This is a genomic window from Paenibacillus sp. 01T431 (assembly GCF_056398625.1).
This window is the reverse complement of record NZ_JBFTPT010000009.1, coordinates 30,431-47,475: the sequence shown is the minus strand read 5'-3', so window position 1 is coordinate 47,475 and position 17,045 is coordinate 30,431. Positions and strand designations below refer to the sequence as shown.

Genomic DNA, 17,045 nt, shown 5'->3' with positions numbered 1-17,045 from the left:
TTTTGTATCGGCATGAAATCGGCACAAACAATTTCAGCCGTTGTATTTAAAACCCAAAACCCTTGTTGTAGCAAGGGTTTTGGGGTATTACCCTATACTGCCTTCCATCTCGAACTTGATCAAACGGTTCATCTCTACCGCATATTCCATCGGCAGTTCTTTCGTGAACGGCTCGATGAAGCCCATTACGATCATTTGCGTTGCTTCCGCTTCGCTCAGACCACGGCTCATGAGGTAGAACAGTTGATCTTCAGAAACCTTCGACACTGTTGCTTCATGCTCAAGTGTGATGTTATCGTTCAAAATCTCGTTATAAGGAATCGTATCTGACGTTGATTCGTTATCGAGAATAAGCGTATCACATTTGATATTAGCTTTCGCGCCGTCGGAGTTGCGTCCGAAGGATGCAAGACCACGGTATGTTACTTTACCGCCGTGCTTACTGATTGATTTGGAAATAATTGTCGAGCTCGTATCTGGTGCAAGGTGAGTCATTTTTGCCCCTGCATCCTGATGCTGGCCTTTGCCGGCAACGGCAATGGACAATACCATACCTTTTGCGCCGCGACCGCGAAGGACAACAGCTGGGTACTTCATCGTCAGCTTGGAGCCGATGTTTCCATCTACCCATTCCATCGTAGCATTCTCATCAGCTACCGCACGTTTAGTAACCAGGTTGTAGATATTCGGTGCCCAGTTTTGAATCGTAGTGTAACGAACGCGTGCATTTTTCTTAACCAAGATTTCAACTACCGCACTGTGCAAAGAGTTTGTGCTGTAAACGGGAGCTGTACAGCCTTCTACATAGTGAACGGAGCTGTCTTCATCGGCAATAATAAGCGTACGCTCAAATTGACCCATGTTCTCGGAGTTAATACGGAAGTATGCCTGCAAAGGCACTTCGCATTTTACGCCTTTTGGTACGTAGATAAAGCTTCCGCCTGACCATACCGCACTGTTCAAAGCAGCAAATTTATTGTCATTCGGAGGAATAATCGTTCCGAAATATTCTTTCATAAGCTCAGGATACTCACGAAGCGCAGTATCCGTATCTGTGAAGATAACGCCTTGCTTCTCAAGATCCTCTTGCATGCTGTGATAAACGACCTCGGACTCATATTGAGCCGATACGCCGGCTAGAAACTTTTGCTCAGCTTCTGGAATACCCAGCTTGTCGAATGTTTCTTTAATTTCGGAAGGAACTTCCTCCCATGTTTTCCCTTGCTTGTCTGAAGCACGAACATAATATTGGATGTCGTCAAAATCAAGCTCATCCATGTTGCCGCCCCATTTAGGCATCGGCATTTTGAAAAATTGCTCCAGTGATTTCAAGCGGAAATCCAGCATCCACTCCGGCTCACCTTTAATATCCGAAATCGTACGTACGATTTCTTCCGTTAAACCTTTGCCTGATTCGAATACGGCTTTGTGCTCGTCACGGAAACCATACTTATAATCTTCCATTTCCGGCATTGATTTAGCCATGGTCATTCACGCTCCTCATAAATCTAGTTTAATGTGATTCTTGCTGCTCGATCCCTTTGCGTAAGGCGTTCCACGCTAGTGTCGCACACTTAATTCTTGCAGGAAATTTGTTCACACCAGAAAGTGCATCCAATTCCTCATATTCATCAAATTCAACCGGTTCGCCTTTCATTAGAGCTGAGAATTTCTCAGCCATGGCAAGCGCCTCATCAAATGTTTTTCCTTTTATCGCCTCTGTCATCATCGATGCAGAGCTCATGCTGATCGAACAGCCTTCACCACTGAACTTCGCATTGGCAACTTGGCCGTCTACGACCTGCAGCTGCAGCGAAATACGATCGCCACAGGTAGGGTTATTCAGGTTGATGGTAACTGATTCTTCATCCAAGGTACCGCGATTTCGAGGGTTTTTATAATGATCCATAATGACTCTGCGATATAAATCATCCAATTGCATGACCGAAGAACTCCTTTGTTTGTAGTAAGGCATCGGCTAAGCGGTCAATTTCATCTTCAGTATTATATAAATAAAAGCTTGCTCTTGCCGTTGCCGATACATTCAACCAACGCATTAGCGGCTGGCAGCAGTGATGGCCTGCACGAATCGCAATGCCTTTGGAATCAAGCACGGTCGCAACATCATGCGGATGTACATCATCCAAGTTGAATGTGATGAGTCCTACACGATTTTGCTTCGGACCGTACAATGTGATGCCTTCCAGCGAAGATAGCTTCTCGTAAGCATATGTGGCTAAACGTCTCTCATGCTGATCAATTTCATCTAGTCCAATTTCTTGTAGGAAGTCAATTGCAGCACCGAGTCCAACCGCACCCGCAATAATGGGAGTGCCTCCTTCAAAGCGGTACGGAATCTCTTTCCACGTAGACTCATAAAGATCAACAAAATCAATCATCTCGCCGCCATACTCAATCGGCTCCATCTTGTTAAGCAGTGCCTTCTTGCCATATAATGCGCCGATGCCGGTAGGACCACACATTTTATGACCAGAAAAAGCATAAAAATCAACATCCAAATCTTGGAGATCGATCTTCATATGCGGTGTGCTCTGAGCACCATCCACGACCATAATGGCACCGTTACGATGCGCAATTCGGGTAATTTCTTTAATCGGATTTATGAGACCGAGCACGTTCGAGACGTAAGTGATGGAAACCACCTTCGTCTGTGGAGTGATCGTTTTCTCAATATCCTCAAGAGAAATGGTACCATCGGGCTGCATCGGGATATATTTCAACGTTGCGCCAGTGGCCTTAGCAGCCTGCTGCCACGGAATTAAATTACTGTGATGCTCCATCGGTGTGATGACAATTTCATCACCTTCACCGCATACACTGCGTGCATAGCTTGAAGCAACCAAGTTTAGTGCTGTTGTAGTACCGCGTGTGAAAATAATTTGCTCCGGTGCTCCCGCATTCAGAAACTTCGCTACCTTCTCGCGCGCTCCCTCATAGGCATCAGTCGCCCTGGAACCAAGTGTATGCACACCGCGATGAACGTTCGCGTTATCCAGCTCATAGTACCGATTAACCGCATCAATGACGGAGCGCGGCTTCTGCGAAGATGCCGCGCTGTCCAGATAAACGAGCGGGTGCCCGTTTATTTCTTGATGCAATATCGGGAACTGCTCCCGAATCGCATTTATATTCATCCCTCTAGCTTCCTTTCGAGCAAACGCTGAAGCTGACCGCGTACCGCCTCGACTGGAATTTCCGATACGACTGGAGCCAAAAAGCCGTAAATAATTAGACGTTCAGCGTCTTGCTTAGATATACCGCGAGACATTAGGTAATATACCTGCTCAGGGTTTACTTGCCCCACGCTTGCTGCGTGGCCTGCTGTTACATCATCTTCATCTATAAGCAAAATCGGATTGGCATCGCCGCGCGCTTTAGGGCTCAGCATGAGCACCTTCTCGGTTTGTACACCGTTCGCTTTCGTCGCACCCTTCTCGATTTTTGTAATTCCGTTAATGATCGCTGAAGCGGAATCCTTCATTACTGCACGTGTTACCATGTTGCTGTCGGAGCTTTTGCCGAAGTGAACAGCTTGCGTCGTCAAGCTGTTTTGTTGAGCGTTTTTGCCTACGCTGATTACTTTTGCATCAGAAGTAGAGCCTGTGCCCTTCAACATGGATTTCGTGTCTGACAACGTATTTCCGTCATTCAAATCACCGATAATCCATTCCATTTGGCCGTCATTTTCAATAACCGAACGACGGATTGACATATCCACGCCAGTCTCAGCCATATGGTGAATGGAGCTGAAACGAACATGAGCGCCTGGCTTCACGAACACTTCAACAACAGATGGATGTACGAAAGGAGCACTGCTTGCTCCCGGTTCGGATACAACACAATCCACATATGTCACTCGGCTATTATTGTCCGCTACGATCAAGATATGCGGAGCAAATGTCGCTTCAGCATTATCATTGTAGAAAATCGCTTGTAGCGGCAGCTCAACTTCAACATCTTTAGGAACGTAAACGAATACGCCGCCGTTCCAAAGTGCTGCATGAAGTGCTGTAAGCTTATCTTCGTCCTTCGCTACTGCTTGGAACAAATATTTTTGAACGAGGTCGCCATGCTCTTTGCATGCCGTCTCCAAATCTGTGAAAATAACGCCTTTGCTAGCCAATTCGTTTGAAAACTGATTCCATACGATGCCGGAATTACGTTGAACAAGCAAATTTTCAGTTCCTTCTGTGATCAATTCACGAATAGCTTGTGGAAGTTCGCTAATTGCTCCAACCGTTGTCGGTTGCTCGTAGTTTCCTAGTGCCGTCAAATTCCACCGTTCAATACGAACCTTCTCCGGCTTAGGCCATCCGAGTGTTCCGGCAAGGTCTGCCGCTTCTCCGCGCAGTTCAACAAGCCAGTTCGACTCGCCTTTACTACGTGCCAGCGCTTCAGCAGCTTGACGGTTGGCCTGCGTTGATAGTTGTGTACTCATCCGTTTTGCCCCCTTCTCTGCTTAAGCCTGACCGACCGTTTCATCTTCGATTCCAAGCTCTTCTTTTACCCAATCATAACCTTCGTTTTCCAAACGCTCAGCCAGCTCAGGACCACCCGATTTAACGATGCGGCCTTGCATCATAACATGTACATAGTCCGGAGTAATATAGTTAAGCAAACGCTGATAGTGAGTGATGATAAGGAAACCGCGATCTTCCGAACGCATAGCATTTACGCCTTGTGATACGATACGAAGTGCATCTATGTCAAGACCTGAATCGATCTCATCAAGAACAACGATTTTTGGATCAAGAAGCATCATTTGCAAAATTTCGTTACGTTTTTTCTCGCCGCCTGAGAAACCTTCGTTAAGGTAACGGTGAGCGAATTCAGCATTCATTTCAAGCTCTTTCATTTTGCTTTCCATTTTGCGAATGAATTTAATCAACGAGATTTCATTGCCTTCGCCAAGACGTGCATTTAGCGCACTGCGTAGAAAGTCAGAGTTCGTTACGCCTGGAATTTCACTTGGATATTGCATTGCAAGAAACAAACCAGCAAGCGCGCGCTCGTCAACACCCATTTCAAGGATGTCAGCGCCATCTAGTACTGCCGTTCCTTCTGTTACTTCATATTTAGGATGTCCCATCAAAGCGGATGCCAGTGTAGATTTACCGGTACCGTTCGGGCCCATGATCGCGTGAATTTCTCCACCTTTAATTTCTAGGTTAATACCTTTCAAAATCTCTTTTCCGTCGATAGCCGCTTTCAGACCATCAATGACAAAATGAGTAGACATAATATGCTGATCCCTCCAAGGTTGGTTTAATTCGCTCAGTCACTTCTATAAATAATAGACTTTCTATTATAGAGTGATTCTCAATGATTCTCAATAATCATTTTAATATAGTTTTTGTTATAAATCAATGTGAGATGTCTTTGATTCATTGATAATGTCTTTTTATTGTAGATATAAAACGAAAAGCTAAAGGTTGATTTCGGCTTATATTTCTCCTATTTCACCTTTAATCGGCAATTAGATGGGTTTTCCTCGTAAGATCCTTTGATCAAAATAAATCTTTTATGCCAATGCATTTTTAATTTTTTGAACTTCTGACAGAAATGTTTCTTCATCCAGTACAGGCAACATTTTTGGAGATGGCATTTCATCTTCCATTCTTACCCAAGATTTGCATCCATTATAAGCAGGCCTCATCGAAATTTCCAAAGGCGTCTCCAATCGGTAAACACGGAGCAATAAAACATGCAGCGGCTTGGTTTTTTTCCAGCGCAATCTTTCCTCTGCAAACGTATCTGTCCATATATGCAAATCGCGTAAACGATCGAGTGTTTCTTGATCCGTTACTTCAATATCTTCAACGACCTCAGCGTAAGCTTCTAGCTTAATCGTTTCCATGTCTATCGACCAATTCGCTAACGTTTCATCCAAACCGTCAACATATTGCTCCTTTAGAAGATGTTTCTTCTGGTGCTCGTAAGCAGGCATTAAATAAAAGCTAGGGCTAATAAGCTGAAAATCTCGCGTTTCTTCAATGATTCCGCCTTTACGCATAACGATAATTTGCTGCCCCTCTGCGAGCGCTTTTACACTGACAGCCCACTCTTTCAAAGCGATCGACTGTTGTTCTTTTTGTGCAGTCACTATACTTCCTCCATCCAACTTGTCTATAATTGATAACATTATATCAAATGAGGGTATTCCAAGGCGAAATAATATACATTATACTATGTTGAGATGAATACTGGGCATTGCTGCCCAACTACTATAAACCGGAGGTGGACAGCCGTGTCTGCATATCATCCATTATCAGAACAAGAAGCCATTCAAATAGCTCTTTCGCTTGACGGTTATTTCCCAGAGGGAGCAAGTTTAACCAGCCGAGAAATTGGGGACGGTAATTTAAACTTGGTTTTCCACATCGTTGATTCTAGCAGCGGCAAGAGCCTTATTATGAAACAGGCGCTTCCTTATGCTAAAGTTGTTGGTGAGTCTTGGCCGCTTACACTCGATCGTGCACGTATTGAAAGTGATAAGCTTATTTTGGAAGGCGAGCTTGCTCCTGGACTTGTTCCAAACGTTTATAAATATGACCCAGAGCTCTATCTCACCATAATGGAGGATCTCAGCGATCATATTATTATGCGTCAAGGGTTGATTGGCGGAACACGCTATCCTAAATTCGCGGACGATATTTCAACATTTATGGCGCGGACTTTATTTTTCACCTCTGATCTTGGCATGAACCAGCAGGAAAAGAAGCAGCGCGTAAAAGCTTTTATTAATCCTGAGTTATGTAAAATAACAGAGGATCTTATATTCGACGATCCTTATACGAATTCGCCTAACAACAGCTTTGATCCAGCTATTCAAGATGCTGCTGAGGCGCTCTGGCAGGATTCACAGCTTCATTTTGAAGTAGCGATTCTGCGTGACAAATTTTTAACAAATGCACAAGCGCTGTTGCATGGCGATCTTCATACGGGCAGTGTTTTCGTAACGCCTGAATCTACAAAGGTCATCGATCCTGAATTCGCTTATTATGGTCCAATTGGCTTCGACATTGGTGCTGTTATTGCGAATTTGCTTCTCAACTTTGCAGGGCAAGAGCATTGGAGCACGGATACAAAAACGAGAAATGACTTCCGTCGTTATTTGACCGATTCGGTGCGTGATGTGTGGAATCTATTCGATCAAAAATTCCGTGCATTATGGGATGAGCATGGTCTTGATCGTATTGCTTCTTCAACACCAGGCTATCAAGATTACTATATGAATCGTTTGCTGCAGGACGCTGTTGGTTTTGCAGGCTGCAAAATCGTACGCCGAATCGTTGGTTTGTCTCATGTAATCGATGTAGATCGTATCCCTGATGCAGCTGCTAAAGAGAAAGCTCAGCGCCTCGCTCTTGCTATTGGAACATCGCTGATTCGCAACAACCGCAATACGCAATCCATTGAGGAAATTATTGACGTTACCTTATCACTTGCAAATAAATGATTGAACACAGAGAGGAAATGACACCATGACAACAAATAATTATGCTGGCTTGCAATCGGTTATCTGGACCGATGACAGGCTTGATTTACTTGACCAACGGCTTTTGCCAGAAGAAATCGTTTATTTGCCTTTAACGACTGCAGAGGATGTATGGGAAGCGATTCGCCACTTAAAAGTACGCGGAGCTCCAGCCATCGGCATTTCAGCAGCTTACGGAGTCGTTCTAGGCAGCCGAGATGAGCAAACCACTGAGGCATGGCTCGCGCAAGTCGTCAAGCAAGCAGAATATCTTGCGACTTCAAGACCAACCGCTGTTAACTTGTTCTGGGCACTTGATCGCATGAAAGCAGCTGCCGCTTCTTACATCGAGAAAGGCTTGTCGCTTGAGGAAAGCAAAGCCGCTTTGCTAACGGAAGCAATCGCGATTCAAAGCGAAGATGAAGAAACAAACAGAATGATCGGTGAACATGCACTATCATTGTTTAAAGATGATATGGGTGTATTGACACACTGTAATGCTGGCGGCTTGGCTACGGCTAAATACGGCACAGCTCTTGCACCCTTCTACTTAGCCTTGGAACGCGGTATTACACTGCGTGTATATGCTGACGAGACGCGTCCTGTCCTTCAAGGCGCTCGGTTAACTGCATTTGAATTACAGCAGGCAGGCGTCGATGTTACGCTTATTTGCGACAACATGGCGGGTATGATTATGGCTAAGGGCTGGGTAGATGCGGTTATCGTAGGTACTGACCGCGTTGCTGCAAACGGTGATGTAGCTAACAAAATCGGAACGTACAGCGTAGCTGTACTAGCTAAAGCTCACGGCATTCCTTTTTATGTAGCGAGTCCTCTTTCCACAATTGATTTGAATACGCCGACTGGTTCTGAAATTCCAATTGAAGAGCGCAATGCGGAAGAAATTACAGAAGGCTTCGGCAAGCGTACAGCCCCTCAGGGCATTAAAGTATACAATCCGGCCTTCGACGTAACGCCTAATGAATATGTAACAGCCATTATTACTGAAAAAGGCATCGTCCAAGCGCCATACGATGTTAATCTTCGCAAACTTTTTGAATAATCATTAGAGAATAAAAGCCCTAATCTGTTGTTCGCGGCATTCACGCGTACAGCTTGATTGGGGCTCTTTGTTTTCTTTTGGTTAAAGCATCAATTGGAGCGCTTCCGAGCCCTTCATGCCTACTACAACACCCTTTGTCTCTGCTGTTAAAGTAACGGATTCCAAAGGGGCTTCCATCAACTCTTCCAACGTTTTTACTCCGACAGCTCTGCCAGCTATAATTTCCCGGTCTTTGAGTCGCTCATTAAGCAGAGAAACATCAAGCGCACCGCACATAATATATCCTTTGTCCGTCATGATAGCGAGCAAAGTTGTTTTGGGCAGCTTCACTTCAACGCCAAGAACGGTTTCTCCATTCTCCAGTGTGAAAGGAACCATCCGCATCATATAGGATCCACCCCCTTCTTTTACATAATGTAAAAGGCAATGCACTGCAACATCAGTATATGCAAAAGTAAGTTTGCAGTGTTGGATGTTTGCTTATTTATGCAGTGGTTGAGGGGTGAAATCACAAATGTGGTCACAAGTTGATAAGTGAATCAATCTGCACTGTCGGCTCTTGTTGCATGTTGGGAGCCACATGAAACAGAGTTTTCATTACCATAAAAAATTCAACTCTTCTTTAATTTTCTTTATCTCATTTATAGCATGTTCAATCAAATTTCTATTGATTTTTTCACCTGTGTATACATTGTAATCATCAATTACTTCTGTCAGATATTCCTTCAATTCGGCATCAGACTTATCCAGCAATTCTATGCCACGCCATTCTCCATCCCAAATCGCAGCAACACGCTGCCTATCATCATCATTTGATTCGTCAAAATAAAATAACCAATAATTATACTTCTTATTGATTTTCATCTCCTCATCTCCCTAAAATGAAACCGTGATATATACCTCTCCCGACTGAAGTCCAAATGAAGTTATCTATCTGCATTATATGATTGGGAGAAAATTGACCCAATGATCTATCGTAACTCCTGCTTACATCAATAATTTCCTTTCATGTTGAGTTTTCGATGAAACACTTGTTTTAATATATTCGCAAATGTCGATATTCACTTTATTTATCCTCAAATTTATGTGGCTCAATAACAAAACTTTTTAAAATATATCCACACTTCATACAAATTACATGAGTAACATCTGATCCTAATGTTAGTATTTTTTTCATAGGGTATACTCTGGCTTCACCGTGCGATTTACCTTTCCCAAAGTTGGTTCCTCCACATTCGGGACAAACTTCTTCTTTTTTCATCTCGAACCTCTCCCTTTGAAATTAACCTTTCCTTGCCTTTCTAATCAAACTAATCACAACAAAACGGATACTTACTATCCTTATACTTATACGTCAGGCACTCCTGCACCTTACCTCTTCAAAAAAGAAAATCAACAGGTTAACAAACTCGGATGTTTTTCATTTTAACTTATAGCAGCCTACTAATCGGCAATATGGCATGATGCAAATGTCCTGCTAAATGGTATTTGTATTTACGGACTTCTAACGAAGATACTTCAGTCGAAAAAGAGACACCAGTTAATTCCCAGAATTTATGCCCATCTAATTGATAACCAATATAGAAGCCGTCCTATGGCCTCCTATAACTACAACATCGTCACCTTCACTCAAGCTCCTCAGCACCCTTTATATGTATCTACATCATTCAAAACATTTCTCCTCCCTATGAAATAACCATTTCACCAAACCTTCCTAACTTTCCAATAATTATACAATTTGGCATATAATTTGTCTCAAACTATGTCGAAACAAAATTAATCAAAAAAAGACTCCCCTCAAACGTGGAAAGCCAGCTACATATATTTCTCACAATCACAATTCAACTCAACAAACTCACAAACTGGTCTCAAGATTAGTAAAAAACTAGTCATTTAAAAAAGTTTACACTTAATTTTCATTTAAGATAATAATCATGAAAAACCAAATGAAAGCCTGTCATGATAGGGCTTTTTTGTGTTTTTCGAGGGTTTTGGACCCCCTTCTTTTACATAATGTAAAAAGCAAGGCACTGCAACATCAGTATATGCAAAAGTAAGTTGGCATTATTGGATGTTTGCTTATTTATGCTCCTGCATTCTTCTGAAAATGCTAGGCTCTAATTATGTTTCTCCAATGACAAATCCCTTCGATCTTCATTTTGTATGGTTCTTCTTCTCTCTCTAGTCTATTACCCATAGAAATTGCATGATCGTATGTCGTCTTGTTTAAAAGATATTTCTCACCTCAGGCAGATGTCCAAGCGGGCAGGTTAATGCCTGCATTAAATAGTTAGAAATTATAAATAGGAGGGATTTAGGTATGGGTTGTAATAATTCTGCAACTGCTTTAACTTGTTGTGCTGATAAAAACTTTGTACAAGATAAAGTATGTACACCATGGAGTGGCACCGTTGTCGCTGCTGATGTCCTAGTTGTCGTCTTCACAAATAATATTAACCAAAATATAGTTGGTACTGGATATTTGCAATACGACATCGGTCCAGATGATATTACATTTGATTTTCTCGACAGCACGGGAAATCCAATCAATGCTGCTCCATTTACACTCTCTCCCGGAACGAGTCTTGCTTTTACGTATAGGCGCTTCAGTGCCATTCAAATAACGCTTCCAGCAGCTTCACCAGGTACCTATCAAGGGGAGTTCTGCATAACTACCCGTTACCCTGTCCAATAAAATAATGAGTGGAGGGATAAAGGAATATGTGTGAAACAAATTCTACACTTAGTTGTTGCTCAGATAAAGTCATTGTGCAAGATAAAGTGTGCTCAAATTGGCAATTAGCTGCAGCTGGGACCCAAATCATTTATTCGGACAATATATCACAAACCATCAATGGTACAGGATATGTTAAATATGAAACCGGTACAGCACCATTAACAGTAAACTTCTTCAGAACAGGAATCGTAGCAGCTATTCAAACCATAGTTATTCCTGTTGGAGGCAGTGCATCATTTACGGTAGCACGATTTAATACCATTTCCTTAACTACGACGGCAGCAGCACAAGGGGAGTTTTGTATTACTGTCCGTTATAGTCTTTAATCTTATAACTTAATAATAAAGGGTGGTTCTTCATTTATTGAAGAACCACCCTTTATTATTGTTCATTTAATGGAATGGGGTTTGAATGCAGACCAATCGTAGTTGAAATTACATATTTTCCTTCAATATAAAGTAACTCATTACCTTTTGCAGAAACTTTTACAGATTTAATGCCTTCACCAATAAAATTAACCGTATTACCAGGTGGTACAATCATTAGTTTAGTTTCTGTACCAACAATTTCTACTTCCAAAGGATCTGTGCTCGATGGACTCGAGTATATAGTAATTTGCGCCACCTTAACTTTTGCTTCAATATCTGTTTCCCATATTTGAAGTCCCGTTAGTTTACCTTGAAGTAATATATTTCCACAGCATTCTTTTTCGACCAGCATAGTCGCAGGATCAACGCAAGGTGAATCCGGGCAAGGACACGGCCTAGGCCTTGGACATGGTCTCGGTCTTGGCCTGTGACATCGCTTAGGAGGACACGGAAATATCGGGAAACATCTCTTCCTTCGGGCTCTTTTTTTACAGCATTTTTTCTTTATTATATATTTTGATTTTTGCTTATTTATTTGAATAAAAGAGGGTTTCACCATGAGAACATTCATTGATTCAAATAAGGGCTTTTTCTTTGAACAGAATCTCCTTTTCAGCATATTCCCCCCTCTTTCAAAAAAACCATATTCCAGTTCATACTTATATTAAATGTATCTTTCCGGCACATGGTTATACATTATCTGAATTTATTCCAAAAGAAGTCATATGCCTAGTAGATTTGACCTCCATTAACGAAATGAATGATTGAATATTACGTAAGTTCGTGCATAGACCAAACTACACCATTTGTAGAACCGCCGCCTATATTAAGTGATATTGTCAGACCGTTCGCATTGTAGTAAAGCCCAATAACATCTCCAGCGGAGAGCGTAACCTCACCTGCCAAAGTTACTGTTCCATTACCAAGTACAGCTCTTAAGGTTAGAAGCAATGCAATATTAACATTCAAAATAGGTAATAATCCAGTAACCAAACTTGTTGTAGTAGGCGATGTTCTTTGAACTAGAAAGAAAGGGTTTACTCCAGCTCCGAGGCTTACGCCAATAGCTGCAGTGGTTATATAATTTACTGTTGCTAAAATAGAATATCTACCAGTGACCGGTATCGTGTAATTGCCAGTTGTAGCATTGAAATTCGCATTTCCATAATAAGGATTCGCTACAGACCAGTTAATAAGCTGACCTGTTGCTGATAAAGTAAGAGTAGACAAATATGCCGAAAACCCTTCAGCAGCAAAGTTCGGGCCAGTAGCTCCTGTGGCTCCTGTCGTACCGGTTGTTCCTGTTGCACCCGTAGCTCCTGTCGTGCCTGTTGCCCCTGTTGCTCCTGTCACTCCTACTCCCGTCGCTCCTGTAGCGCCGGTTGCTCCTGTCACTCCCACTCCCGTCGCTCCTGTAGCGCCAGTTGCTCCTGTCACCCCTACTCCCGTTGCTCCTGTAGCTCCGGTTGCCCCGGTTGCTCCGGTCACTCCTACTCCCGTCGCTCCTGTCGTGCCTGTTGCCCCAGTTGCACCCGTTACTCCTACTCCTGTTGCTCCTGTCGTACCGGTTGCCCCTGTTGCACCCGTCACTCCTACCCCTGTCGCTCCTGTAGCGCCGGTTGCCCCAGTAGCTCCGGTCACTCCCACTCCCGTAGCTCCTGTAGCGCCGGTTGCCCCGGTTGCTCCGGTCACTCCTACTCCCGTAGCTCCTGTCGCCCCAGTTGCACCCGTCACTCCTACTCCCGTCGCACCTGTAGCTCCGGTTGCTCCCGTTGCACCCGTTACTCCCACTCCCGTCGCTCCTGTAGCGCCGGTAGCCCCAGTTGCTCCTGTCACTCCCACTCCCGTCGCTCCTGTAGCTCCGGTTACTCCTGTTGCACCCGTCACTCCTACTCCCGTTGCTCCTGTCGTGCCCGTTGCACCAGTTGCACCCGTCACTCCTACTCCCGTCGCTCCTGTCGCACCTGTAGCTCCGGTTGCTCCTACCGTCCCCGTCGCCCCTGTTACTCCCGTTGCTCCTGTCGCCCCTGTTTCACCTGTCGCCCCCGTCGCCCCAGTTATCCCCTTCTTACGCGTCCCGTCGCAGCTTAAAGAGCCGGAGCAGGAACAATTGCTACTTGAACATTGCGATCTGTTAAGTTTTGAGCTGCCACAATTCATATCCATTAGCCCCATCCTTTGTACAACAATCTTGAATCATATATCATTAAAAATCAGAATCGATGAAAATTTTCAATTCCAATTTCCCTATCATTAAATCTATATAAAACTTATCATTTAAAATAAAAATTCACCCAGAAACAGAAAACATTCTACCCCTCTATCGGCAGACTCTATTAATAGTAAATGAATTTTCCTCAGTTATTGATTGTACTCAAGCCTTATTTTCCAAATAATAGTCATTTGGAGCATACCTAAAAATAGAGCCACCTCTACCTTCAATAAGGCAAAGTGACTCTATCATTTTCACTACTTTTAACCTGTCTAACCCTTCCCATACAAAGACCATATAATATATCGAGACCAACAATCCATTTTTTATTTTTTATAAAATTTTACATTTATTTTGCATTTAATCTTTACATCACAACTTCCGTTTAATGTTTCAAAGAAATAATAATATATGCTAAAATAGATCAGCTATAACTTTATTATAAGTAGTTAGGTCTTTATACCGTATAGCACAGATTTAATCTAAATCCTGTACCTATCCATTTGAATGCGGATACATTTTCTTGCATCACTCGAGTTATCGCTGCTCACTACTACATGAAAAATCGATTTAGTGGTATATTAGTACTATATCGAATCGTCCGGAGGTCCTATGGAAAAACATAACTCTTCACAAGACCGAGCATCCTTTATTTTTAATATTGAGGTGCTTGTAGAAGGGAAAAACAACGCTGCAGCGCTTGAGCAATTGCTTCATTCGCTAAATGGTTCTGACTTTGTTGATTTCCGTATATTATCCGGCATCCAACTTGGAGAGCAAATCGAACATCGCAAGAATAATACAAGCTCCACCCGAGAAATCCCTTTGCCGCCTAACTTAACTAAAGATGCTGACAACGTACAACCTAACAGAACTTCAACCACCACTCCTGAGAAAACAAAAGAAGCTAAAAAGGCCGACAAACCAGCAGCAGATGCTCTAGAAGCTTTAAGCTATTACGACAAAATAAGGGCACTCATGAAAAACAATACCTTAATCCGGCTCCTCGTTAATAAAGGCTTAGGTATTACGCTCAGCATTCCTTGCCGAATCATTAATATGGATGAGTCGGAAAATATTATTACCGTTTATCATGTCGACGAGAAGCAAGTGTATACGTTTCGAATGAACGAAATTGAAGACTTCTCATACTAATCCACGCATGAAGAAAAAAACCGTTCCAGTGACTGTTTATCAGCCATAGAACGGTTTTTTTATGCATAACCCGGAGATAACATTTGTTCAATGTTGTCACTTGATACAGGCGGACTCCAGAAGAAGCCTTGCATTTCATCGCATTTATGCTTGCGAAGAAACTCCATTTGCCCTTCAGTTTCCACGCCTTCTGCGATAACCTGAATATTCAGGTTATGAGCCATTGCAATAATTGCTGCAACGATTTCTGCATCACTCGGGTCCTGCTGAATATCACGTACGAAGGAGCGGTCAATTTTCAACCGATCAATCGGGAAGTTTTTCAAATAATGAAATGAACTATAGCCCGTGCCAAAATCATCAACGCTAATATTAACGCCTAATTCCGTTAAGTCGAGCAAACAGCGAGACACATGGCTAACATCCATCGTCATCGACTCCGTGATTTCCAGATCCAAATATTTTGGATCGAGGCCTGTTTTCTCAAGTACTGCCGCTACCTTGCCTGCGAGATCCGTTTGAACAAATTGCCTAATCGATAAATTGACGGATACCGGCATTAATGGCAATCCAGCGTCTTGCCATGCTTTGTTTTGACGGCAAGCCTCTTCCAGCACCCAATCGCCAATTTGGACAATCATGCCGCTCTCTTCAGCTAACGGGATAAAGTTCCCTGGCGGTATCATGCCTTTAAGCGGATGATTCCATCTTACAAGCGCTTCTACGCCAACCATAGTACCTGAACTCAAATCATATTGCGGTTGATAATGCAAAATAAATTCCTCGCGCTGAATCGCGCGATACATCTCATGCTGCAGCGTAAGTCGCTCCAATGACGAATTGCTCCAGTCCTCCGAATAAAGCAGGCAATCATTTTTCCCGCTTTCCTTCACTTTGACAAGCGCCATATCTGCTTTCTTGATAAGCGAATAACTATCATCATCCGCGTTGCGGTTTGTAACCAAACCAATGCTCGCTGTAATATGTAACGGGAAGCCGCTCAGCTCATAGGGCTCTTCAATCGACTTGAGGAGATTTCTGCACAGCTCAAGCAAATGCTTCTCCGATCGTAAATTGCAAAATAATAAAGCAAATTCATCGCCTTCCATACGCGCTGCAAAATCATTGTCATCAAGATCTCGATTTAGTCTTTCAGCAACTTGCATGAGAAGAATATCACCGAATTCGCGTCCAAAGGATGCGTTAACCAGCTTAAAGCGATCCAAATCCAAATAACAAATACCAACGATACGTTCTTCTTCCTTCGCCCTTGTCAACGTCTCCGTCAGTTTCATTTGAAACAAAGTGCGATTCGGCAATCCGGTCATATCGTCGTGATAGGCCATGTAGCGAATTCGTTCAACATTTCGTTTGCGATCGCTTAAATCTTGGCTTATCACTACCGTTCCGATGACTTCTTCCATCTGTATCATAGGAGAGCAAACAACTTGAAGCTCGAGCGGAAAACCTGAACCATGTGTAATGTTAATATTGATCTGTTTCGTTTCACCAAGCAAAGCCTGCTCAAATGTTTCTTGCAGCAATTGCCGGCTGCCCGGTTCGACTAATGTCAAGATCGTTTCACCGAGAAGCTCGGTTCGGTCATAACCAAGTGTACGGCCGGACGCCTCGTTCAACTCCATGACAATCCCGTTTTTATCCAATATCGCCAGCGGAACGGCATCTGAACGAAGCAAGGTCTCTACAATTGCCGTATGATAATTTTGGAAGCTAAACGTCACATTTCGCTTTATATAAACAATTACTGCAGTTACGATTAACGATGCAGCGATGGCCAAAGCGGTCCATTTGTACATCGTGCTAGAAATTAATATAAATGATACGATAATCCAGACCAACCCGAGTGCTGCCAGCAAACAGCTAATAACCAACGATCCATTCAATGATTGCTTGAGGAGTTGTCGCTTTCTATCAGGAAAACCATCTATCCGTTTCGTCACGCACAAACGTCCTTCCTCTATTTCGAGTCAAGTCAGTGTTCGCTTTATTAT

17 protein-coding genes are annotated in these 17,045 nt (G+C 43.1%); 5 read left to right on the top strand and 12 right to left on the bottom strand.

What is annotated here, in order from left to right; translation table 11 throughout:
* Window positions 1-87: 87 nt before the first annotated feature.
* From sufB to AC1DM9_RS17490, 6 genes are all read right to left on the bottom strand, one after another.
* On the bottom strand, window positions 88-1,485 hold the full coding sequence (sufB, locus tag AC1DM9_RS17515) for a Fe-S cluster assembly protein SufB (protein WP_076270269.1): 1,398 nt from the start codon (window positions 1,483-1,485) through the stop codon (window positions 88-90).
* Window positions 1,486-1,513: 28 nt separating this feature from the next.
* A complete protein-coding gene (gene sufU / locus AC1DM9_RS17510; protein WP_076270270.1) occupies window positions 1,514-1,942 on the bottom strand; it encodes a Fe-S cluster assembly sulfur transfer protein SufU in 429 nt (142 codons plus the stop codon).
* Window positions 1,929-3,155 carry a cysteine desulfurase gene (locus AC1DM9_RS17505; protein WP_441885445.1) on the bottom strand — a complete coding sequence of 409 codons (1,227 nt, stop codon included), beginning with the start codon at window positions 3,153-3,155 and terminating at the stop codon, window positions 1,929-1,931. The genes sufU and AC1DM9_RS17505 overlap by 14 nt, the downstream gene beginning before the upstream one ends.
* Entirely contained in the window at window positions 3,152-4,459 is a 1,308-nt protein-coding gene (gene sufD / locus AC1DM9_RS17500) for a Fe-S cluster assembly protein SufD (protein WP_477581282.1), read from the bottom strand. The genes AC1DM9_RS17505 and sufD overlap by 4 nt, the downstream gene beginning before the upstream one ends.
* A gap of 21 nt (window positions 4,460-4,480) precedes the next feature.
* On the bottom strand, window positions 4,481-5,260 hold the full coding sequence (gene sufC / locus AC1DM9_RS17495; RefSeq protein WP_076270273.1) for a Fe-S cluster assembly ATPase SufC: 780 nt from the start codon (window positions 5,258-5,260) through the stop codon (window positions 4,481-4,483).
* Window positions 5,261-5,542: 282 nt separating this feature from the next.
* Window positions 5,543-6,124, bottom strand: coding sequence for a DUF1802 family protein (locus AC1DM9_RS17490; RefSeq protein WP_477581280.1), 582 nt, complete (start codon window positions 6,122-6,124; stop codon window positions 5,543-5,545).
* Between the two features lie 144 nt (window positions 6,125-6,268).
* Between AC1DM9_RS17490 and mtnK the strand changes: the two genes are divergently transcribed.
* Together mtnK and mtnA are read left to right on the top strand one after the other, a co-directional pair.
* A complete protein-coding gene (gene mtnK, locus AC1DM9_RS17485; RefSeq protein WP_477581278.1) occupies window positions 6,269-7,480 on the top strand; it encodes an S-methyl-5-thioribose kinase in 1,212 nt (403 codons plus the stop codon).
* Window positions 7,481-7,505: 25 nt separating this feature from the next.
* Entirely contained in the window at window positions 7,506-8,561 is a 1,056-nt protein-coding gene (gene mtnA / locus AC1DM9_RS17480; protein ID WP_477581276.1) for an S-methyl-5-thioribose-1-phosphate isomerase, read from the top strand.
* 81 nt (window positions 8,562-8,642) lie between these two features.
* On the opposite strand, the gene AC1DM9_RS17475 is transcribed toward mtnA, so the two are convergent.
* The 3 genes from AC1DM9_RS17475 to AC1DM9_RS17465 form a co-directional block, all read right to left on the bottom strand.
* Window positions 8,643-8,948 carry a YunC family protein gene (locus tag AC1DM9_RS17475; RefSeq protein WP_076270277.1) on the bottom strand — a complete coding sequence of 102 codons (306 nt, stop codon included), beginning with the start codon at window positions 8,946-8,948 and terminating at the stop codon, window positions 8,643-8,645.
* A gap of 210 nt (window positions 8,949-9,158) precedes the next feature.
* On the bottom strand, window positions 9,159-9,425 hold the full coding sequence (locus AC1DM9_RS17470; RefSeq protein WP_477581274.1) for a hypothetical protein: 267 nt from the start codon (window positions 9,423-9,425) through the stop codon (window positions 9,159-9,161).
* A gap of 202 nt (window positions 9,426-9,627) precedes the next feature.
* Complete coding sequence (locus tag AC1DM9_RS17465) at window positions 9,628-9,822, bottom strand: transcription initiation factor TFIIIB (protein ID WP_477510577.1); 195 nt, start codon at window positions 9,820-9,822, stop codon at window positions 9,628-9,630.
* A 1,059-nt stretch (window positions 9,823-10,881) separates the two neighbouring features.
* On the opposite strand from AC1DM9_RS17465, the gene AC1DM9_RS17460 reads away from it, so the two are divergent.
* Together AC1DM9_RS17460 and AC1DM9_RS17455 are read left to right on the top strand one after the other, a co-directional pair.
* The gene (locus tag AC1DM9_RS17460; RefSeq protein WP_441885457.1) at window positions 10,882-11,256 is read left to right on the top strand and encodes a DUF3992 domain-containing protein; all 375 of its coding nucleotides are present in this window, start codon (window positions 10,882-10,884) and stop codon (window positions 11,254-11,256) included.
* 26 nt (window positions 11,257-11,282) lie between these two features.
* Complete coding sequence (locus AC1DM9_RS17455; RefSeq protein WP_076270281.1) at window positions 11,283-11,624, top strand: DUF3992 domain-containing protein; 342 nt, start codon at window positions 11,283-11,285, stop codon at window positions 11,622-11,624.
* A gap of 55 nt (window positions 11,625-11,679) precedes the next feature.
* Here the strand turns inward: AC1DM9_RS17455 and AC1DM9_RS17450 are convergent, their stop codons facing one another.
* A complete protein-coding gene (locus AC1DM9_RS17450; protein WP_477581271.1) occupies window positions 11,680-12,018 on the bottom strand; it encodes an S-Ena type endospore appendage in 339 nt (112 codons plus the stop codon).
* A gap of 419 nt (window positions 12,019-12,437) precedes the next feature.
* On the bottom strand, window positions 12,438-13,832 hold the full coding sequence (locus AC1DM9_RS17445; RefSeq protein WP_477581269.1) for a hypothetical protein: 1,395 nt from the start codon (window positions 13,830-13,832) through the stop codon (window positions 12,438-12,440).
* Window positions 13,833-14,490: 658 nt separating this feature from the next.
* Between AC1DM9_RS17445 and AC1DM9_RS17440 the strand changes: the two genes are divergently transcribed.
* On the top strand, window positions 14,491-15,033 hold the full coding sequence (locus AC1DM9_RS17440) for a hypothetical protein (RefSeq protein ID WP_477510574.1): 543 nt from the start codon (window positions 14,491-14,493) through the stop codon (window positions 15,031-15,033).
* 59 nt (window positions 15,034-15,092) lie between these two features.
* On the opposite strand, the gene AC1DM9_RS17435 is transcribed toward AC1DM9_RS17440, so the two are convergent.
* Window positions 15,093-16,994: a putative bifunctional diguanylate cyclase/phosphodiesterase gene (locus AC1DM9_RS17435; RefSeq protein ID WP_477581266.1), complete on the bottom strand. Its 1,902-nt coding sequence runs from the start codon at window positions 16,992-16,994 to the stop codon at window positions 15,093-15,095.
* Window positions 16,995-17,045: the final 51 nt, after the last annotated feature.

Excerpts from the sequence above, each read along its gene's own strand:
- sufB (WP_076270269.1), bottom strand. The coding sequence starts at position 1,485 with ATGGCTAAATCAATGCCGGAAATGGAAGATTATAAGTATGGTTTCCGT.
- sufU (WP_076270270.1), bottom strand. The coding sequence starts at position 1,942 with ATGCAATTGGATGATTTATATCGCAGAGTCATTATGGATCATTATAAA.
- AC1DM9_RS17505 (WP_441885445.1), bottom strand. The coding sequence starts at position 3,155 with ATGAATATAAATGCGATTCGGGAGCAGTTCCCGATATTGCATCAAGAA.
- sufD (WP_477581282.1), bottom strand. The coding sequence starts at position 4,459 with ATGAGTACACAACTATCAACGCAGGCCAACCGTCAAGCTGCTGAAGCG.
- sufC (WP_076270273.1), bottom strand. The coding sequence starts at position 5,260 with ATGTCTACTCATTTTGTCATTGATGGTCTGAAAGCGGCTATCGACGGA.
- mtnA (WP_477581276.1), top strand. The coding sequence starts at position 7,506 with ATGACAACAAATAATTATGCTGGCTTGCAATCGGTTATCTGGACCGAT.
- AC1DM9_RS17475 (WP_076270277.1), bottom strand. The coding sequence starts at position 8,948 with ATGATGCGGATGGTTCCTTTCACACTGGAGAATGGAGAAACCGTTCTT.
- AC1DM9_RS17470 (WP_477581274.1), bottom strand. The coding sequence starts at position 9,425 with ATGAAAATCAATAAGAAGTATAATTATTGGTTATTTTATTTTGACGAA.
- AC1DM9_RS17465 (WP_477510577.1), bottom strand. The coding sequence starts at position 9,822 with ATGAAAAAAGAAGAAGTTTGTCCCGAATGTGGAGGAACCAACTTTGGG.
- AC1DM9_RS17460 (WP_441885457.1), top strand. The coding sequence starts at position 10,882 with ATGGGTTGTAATAATTCTGCAACTGCTTTAACTTGTTGTGCTGATAAA.
- AC1DM9_RS17455 (WP_076270281.1), top strand. The coding sequence starts at position 11,283 with ATGTGTGAAACAAATTCTACACTTAGTTGTTGCTCAGATAAAGTCATT.
- AC1DM9_RS17450 (WP_477581271.1), bottom strand. The coding sequence starts at position 12,018 with ATGCTGGTCGAAAAAGAATGCTGTGGAAATATATTACTTCAAGGTAAA.
- AC1DM9_RS17445 (WP_477581269.1), bottom strand. The coding sequence starts at position 13,832 with ATGGATATGAATTGTGGCAGCTCAAAACTTAACAGATCGCAATGTTCA.
- AC1DM9_RS17440 (WP_477510574.1), top strand. The coding sequence starts at position 14,491 with ATGGAAAAACATAACTCTTCACAAGACCGAGCATCCTTTATTTTTAAT.